A 5211-nucleotide genomic window follows, 5' to 3' on the forward strand; every position below is an offset into this window, starting at 1 on the left:
GCTCGTCCCCGGCACCTGGTACCTGGCGGTCGAGCAGCGCGGCACCGCGCTGGTCGCCCAGCTCCAGGACGGCACCCAGGGCGTGCTGGCCGACACCTCGGGCATCCAGCGCGGCTGACGCTGCCGCACACACGGAAGGGGCGGGACCCTCGCGGGTCCCGCCCCTTCGGCATGCACAGGGCTCGGCGTGCACAGGGCTCGGCGTGCACAGGGCTCAGCGTGCACAGGGCTCAGCGTGCACAGGGCTCGGCGTGCGCAGGGCTCAGCACGCACAAGGCTCAGCGTGCACAGCGCTCAGCGTGCGCAGCGCTCAGCACGCACAAGGCTCAGCGTGCACAGCGCTCAACAGCAGTCCTGGACCACAAGACCGTCCGGCAGCTCGTCCCCGCCGAACACCGCGACCGTCGCCGGGTCGCCGCCGAGCGCCGCGACGGCGAGCAGCAGCGCGCCCGCCGTCCAGGTGGTGCGCTCCTCGGGCCAGATGGCGTCGTCCTCGAACACGTACCCGGTCCAGTAGGAGCCGTCGTCGTGCCGCAGGTGCTTCTGGATCCAGCGCAGGATGTCCACGGCGCGGTCGGACTCGCCGATCGCCCAGAGCGCGAGCGCGAGTTCGGCGCTCTCGCCGCCGGTCACCCACGGGCGGTCGCTGACGCAGCGCACGCCGAGGCCGGGGACGACGAAGCGGTCCCAGTCGCGCTCGATCCTGGCCAGCGCCGCCTTGCCGCGCAGCGCGGTGCCGAGCACCGGGTAGTACCAGTCCATCGAGTAGCGGTCCTTGTCGAGGAACCGCTCGGGGTGGTGGCCGATGGCGTGCCGCAGCCGGCCGGCCGCGAGCTCCCAGTCGGGCTGCGGCTCCTCCAGGTACTCGGCGATCGCCAGTCCGCAGCGCAGCGCGTGCAGGATGCTGGACGAGCCGGTGAGCAGCGCCTCGTCGGTGGCGGTGCCGTCCTCGTCGAGGCGCCAGGAGATCGGGCCGCCGGGCAGCCGCAGCCGGACGATGAAGTCCAGGGCGCGGCGGACCACCGGCCAGATCCACTCCAGGAACGTGTCGTCGCCGGTGCTGAGGTGGTGGTGCCAGACCCCGACGGCGATGTAGGCGCAGAAGTTGGTCTCCTTCGCCCGGTTGGAGACCTCGCCGTCGGTGTAGGCCGCGTACCAGGAGCCGTCCGGGTTCTGGTGGGCGGCGAGCCAGCGGTAGGCGGCCTCGGCGGCGGCGTGCTCGCCCGCGGTGTCGAGGGCCATCGCGGCCTCGGTGTGGTCCCACGGGTCGAGGTGGTGGCCGGTGAACCACGGTATGGCGCCGTCGGCGCGCTGCTCGGCGAGGATGCTGCGGACGGTGCCGGCGGCCTGCTCGGCGTCGAGCACCCCGTCGAGCAGCAGCACCTCGGGGACGGCGGCGGTCATGCGCCGGCCCGCCGCGGCTTCGAGGCGTAGGCGACGAAGCTCTTGCCGATGACCGGGTTGAGCGCCTTCTCGGCGGCCTTGGTGAGCGTGCTGATGACCGGGGTGCCGACGATGTCCCAGACCAGCAGCTGGTGGTAGGCCTTGACGGGCAGCGCCTTGTCGTTGTCCACGCCGACGGCGCACTTGATCCACCAGTACGGCGAGTGCAGCGCGTGCGCGTGGTGGGTGCCGTAGGGCTCCAGGCCGGCGTCCTTGAGCTTGCCGAGCAGTTCGTCGCCGCGGTAGATGCGGATGTGGCCGCCCTCGACCTCGTGGTACTCGTCGGACAGCGCCCAGCAGATCTTCTCCGGCAGCCAGCGCGGCACGGTGACGGCGAGCAGGCCGCCGGGCTTGAGGACCCGGAACATCTCGTTGAGCACGCCCTTGTCATCGGGTATGTGCTCCATCACCTCGGAGATGATGATCTTGTCGAAGTACTCGTCCTCGAACGGCAGCGCCAGCGCGTTGCCCTCCATCGCGGTCGCCGACGCGCCCTCGGGGGCCTCACCGGCCTGCTCCATCGCGGCGAACCACTTCTTGACCTCGGCGATCTCCTCGGCGTTCTGGTCGAGGGCGATCACGTTGGCGCCGCGGCGGTAGCACTCGAACGCGTGCCGGCCCCCGCCGCAGCCCAGGTCGAGCACCCGGTCGCCGGGGGCGAGCGGGAAGCGCGAGAAATCGACGGTCAGCACTGCAGGGCTCCCATTCCTTTTGCTACCAAGCGTCTTGCCGTCTCCAGCCTTTGACGCTTCATCAGATCTCACGCACGCCGGCCGGCGCGGCCCGGGCTCAGGGCACGTACCGCCAGCCCGGCCCGGAGCGGGCGCGCGCGCCGGCCCCGGTGGCGATCGCCGCGCGGTAGGCGTCGGCGGTCAGCTCGGCGGCCCGCTCCCAGGTGAACCGGGCCAGCACCCGCTCGCGGCCGGCCGTCCCGAGCCGCTCGCGCAGCGCCGGGTCGTCCAGCAGCCGGCCGAGCGCGCCGGCCAGCGCGTCCGCGTCCCCCGGCGGCACGGCGAGGCAGGTCTCCCCGTCCGGCCCGGCGACCTCGGGGATCGCGCCGCCGGTGGTCGCCACCAGCGGCGTCCCGGTGGCCATCGCCTCGGCGGCGGGCAGCGAGAAGCCCTCGTACAGCGACGGCACGCAGGCCACCTCGGCCGAGCGGTACAGGTCGACCAGCTCCTGGTCGGTCAGCCCGCTGCGGAACTCGATGTGGTCCTCCAGCCCGAAGCGGCGGACCGCCTCGGTGACCGGGCCGTCCTCCTTCTGCGGCTTGCCGACCACGACCAGGTGCGCGGGCCGCTCGGTGCGGACCTTGGCCAGCGCCTCGACCAGGTACACCAGGCCCTTGAGCGGGACGTCCGCGCTGGAGGTCGTGACGATCCGCCCGGGCACCCGCGCGATCCCCTCCGACGGGGACCACAGCCGGGTGTCGGCGCCGATCGGCACCACCGAGATCGCGCCGGGCGCGGCGCCCAGGTGCTCGGCGATCTCGCGCTTCGAGCTGCCGGACACGGTGATCACGTGGTCGAGCCGGGTGGCGACCCGGCGCTGCATCCGGGTGAAGGCGTACCAGCGGCGCAGCGACAGCCGGCGCATCCGGGTGGTGGCCGCGTCCAGCTCCAGCCGGCGGTCGACGGTGATCGGGTGGTGGATCGTGGTGACCAGCGGGAAGCCGTGCCGGGCCAGCCCGAGCAGGCCGTAGCCGAGGGTCTGGTTGTCGTGCACGACGTCGTAGCGGCCCTTGTGCCTGGCCAGGTACTGCCGGGCGCGCAGCGAGAACGTCAGCGGCTCCGGGAAGCCGCCGGTGCGCATCGTGGCGAACTCCAGCACGTCCACCGGCCCGCGGAACTCGCCGCGCCCCGGCGTGCGGAACGGGTCGTCCGCGCGGTACAGGTCCAGGCTGGGCAGCTCGACGAGGCGCACCGAGCCCGGCCCCTCGACCTCGTCCAGGACGGCGTACGGCTGGGCGCCGATCACGTCCACGTGGTGGCCGAGCCGCGCCAGCTCGCGGGACAGGTGGCGCACGTAGACGCCCTGGCCGCCGCAGAACGGGTCGCCGCGGTACGACAGCAGGGCAATCCGCAGCGGCTGCGCGGTCATCCTGGGCCCTCTTCTCTCGCTGCTATCTGTGCTGCCGGGTGCTGCCGGTCGCTAAAGTAGATCAGGTTTCAGTGGCGGTGGAACTCGTCATCGGCCATGTGAACAATGAGAGACCTCGAAGATACCGGCCCGTAGCTTTCCCTCCGGAGCCAGGGCTGGTGATTCCCGCCACGCCGACCCGGCCGACCCCGGGTCGACGGCGTGCCGCCACCGTGCGGCCCGCCGCCACCCACGCGCCCCCGGGAGCACCCCTTGTCGTCGCCGAGCACGTCCGCGAGCCCCGCCGCCCCGTCGTCGGGCGAGCCGCCGCTGACCGCCCGCCAGGCCGAGCGCCGGCGGCGGATCCTGCGGGCCGCCACCGCCCTGGCCGCGCGCGGCGGGTACGAGGCGGTGCAGATGCGGGAGGTCGCGGAGAGCGCCCAGGTGGCCCTCGGCACGCTCTACCGGTACTTCCCGTCCAAGGTCCACCTGCTGGTCGCGGTCATGCTCGAACAGCTCCAGGGCCTCCAGGAGCACATCCGCCGGCACCCGCCGACCGACGACGAACCGGCGCTGCGGGTCGCCGACACGCTCACCCGGGCGTTCCACGCGCTCCAGCGCGAACCGCTCCTGGCGGAGGCCATGGTGCGGGCGCTGTCCTTCGCGGACCGCTCGGTCGGGACCGAGGTGGACCAGGTGAGCACCGCGACCGGACAGCTCATCCTGGACGCGATCGGCCAGTCCGGGCCGGCGAGCGAGAGCCAGCGCGCGGCCGTCCGGGTGATCGAGCACACCTGGCACTCGGCGCTGGTCTCCTGGCTCTCCGGCCGCTCCTCGATCGCCGAGGTGCGGGCCGACCTGCACACGGCGGCGCGGCTGCTCACGCTGCCGTGAGGCCTCCGCAGGGCCTCTTCGGGGCCTCTGCTGGCCCTCGCGGACTGGAACGTGTTCCTGCTCGCCGCGGTCCGGTGGGCGGCGCCGGCGGCTAGAGTCAACGGGCAGCAAAAACTTCATCCCGTCCCTCTCCCGGGGGAAGCCGGTGCGAGTCCGGCGCTGACCCCGCAACCGTGAGGCCGTGCTCCCGTGCGTGAGGCCGTACTCCCGCGCGTCGGTACGGGCAGAGCCGGACGCGCCCGTCCGGCACCGTCGAGGACTACGGAAGGGCCCCGCCGGGCCCGCCCCGCTCACGAAAGGCACACCTCCACCATGCTCACCGCCGCCCGCCTGGGCGCCGCCGCCCTGTCCGCCGCGCTGCTGACCGGCGCCGCCGCCGCACCGGCCCTCGCGGACACGCCCTCCCCGAGCGCCACCGCTGCCGCCCCCGAAGGGCTGTACGGCAAGGGCGACCCGACGTACGACGGGGTGTGGCGCCAGTCCCTCGCCCTCACCGCGCTCGCGGCGGCCAAGGTCACCCCGGCCGACTCGGCCGTCGCCTGGCTCACCGGACAGCAGTGCGAGGACGGCGGCTGGCCGTCGTACCGGGCCGCCGGCGCGGCCTGCGACGCCAAGGCCGAGGACAGCAACGCAACCGCCGTCGCCCTCCAGGCCCTCGCCGCGCTCGGCGGGCACCAGGACGCCGTCGACAAGGGCGTCCAGTGGCTCAAGGCCAACCAGAACGCCGACGGCAGCTGGGCCTACAACCCGGGCAACCCCGGCGACGCCAACTCCACCGGTCTCGCCGTCAACGCC

At 73.6% G+C, this 5211-nt stretch carries 5 protein-coding genes and 1 riboswitch; of the genes, 2 read left to right on the forward strand and 3 right to left on the reverse strand.

What is annotated here, in order from left to right:
• Positions 1–342 precede the first annotated feature (342 nt).
• From AB0O00_RS28670 to AB0O00_RS28680, 3 genes are all read right to left on the reverse strand, one after another.
• A complete protein-coding gene (locus tag AB0O00_RS28670; RefSeq protein ID WP_363656603.1) occupies positions 343–1404 on the reverse strand; it encodes a prenyltransferase in 1062 nt (353 codons plus the stop codon).
• A complete protein-coding gene (locus AB0O00_RS28675) occupies positions 1401–2135 on the reverse strand; it encodes a class I SAM-dependent methyltransferase (RefSeq protein WP_363656604.1) in 735 nt (244 codons plus the stop codon). The genes AB0O00_RS28670 and AB0O00_RS28675 overlap by 4 nt, the downstream gene beginning before the upstream one ends.
• 97 nt (positions 2136–2232) lie before the next feature.
• A complete protein-coding gene (locus AB0O00_RS28680) occupies positions 2233–3543 on the reverse strand; it encodes a glycosyltransferase family 4 protein (protein WP_363656606.1) in 1311 nt (436 codons plus the stop codon).
• 252 nt (positions 3544–3795) lie between these two features.
• Here AB0O00_RS28680 and AB0O00_RS28685 point away from each other — a divergent pair, with 252 nt between their 5' ends.
• Together AB0O00_RS28685 and AB0O00_RS28690 are read left to right on the forward strand one after the other, a co-directional pair.
• A complete protein-coding gene (locus AB0O00_RS28685) occupies positions 3796–4416 on the forward strand; it encodes a TetR family transcriptional regulator (protein ID WP_363656608.1) in 621 nt (206 codons plus the stop codon).
• Positions 4417–4553: 137 nt separating this feature from the next.
• A riboswitch (cobalamin riboswitch) is annotated at positions 4554–4651 on the forward strand.
• A gap of 77 nt (positions 4652–4728) precedes the next feature.
• The coding region (locus AB0O00_RS28690) for a prenyltransferase/squalene oxidase repeat-containing protein (protein WP_363656610.1) at positions 4729–5211 on the forward strand (483 nt) is incomplete at its 3' end.

The organism is Kitasatospora sp. NPDC093558 (genome assembly GCF_040683475.1).
Lineage (GTDB): Bacteria > Actinomycetota > Actinomycetes > Streptomycetales > Streptomycetaceae > Kitasatospora.

Bases quoted from the DNA above. Each gene is read 5' to 3' on its own strand.
- AB0O00_RS28670 (WP_363656603.1), bottom strand. From the start codon at position 1,404: ATGACCGCCGCCGTCCCCGAGGTGCTGCTGCTCGACGGGGTGCTCGAC.
- AB0O00_RS28680 (WP_363656606.1), bottom strand. From the start codon at position 3,543: ATGACCGCGCAGCCGCTGCGGATTGCCCTGCTGTCGTACCGCGGCGAC.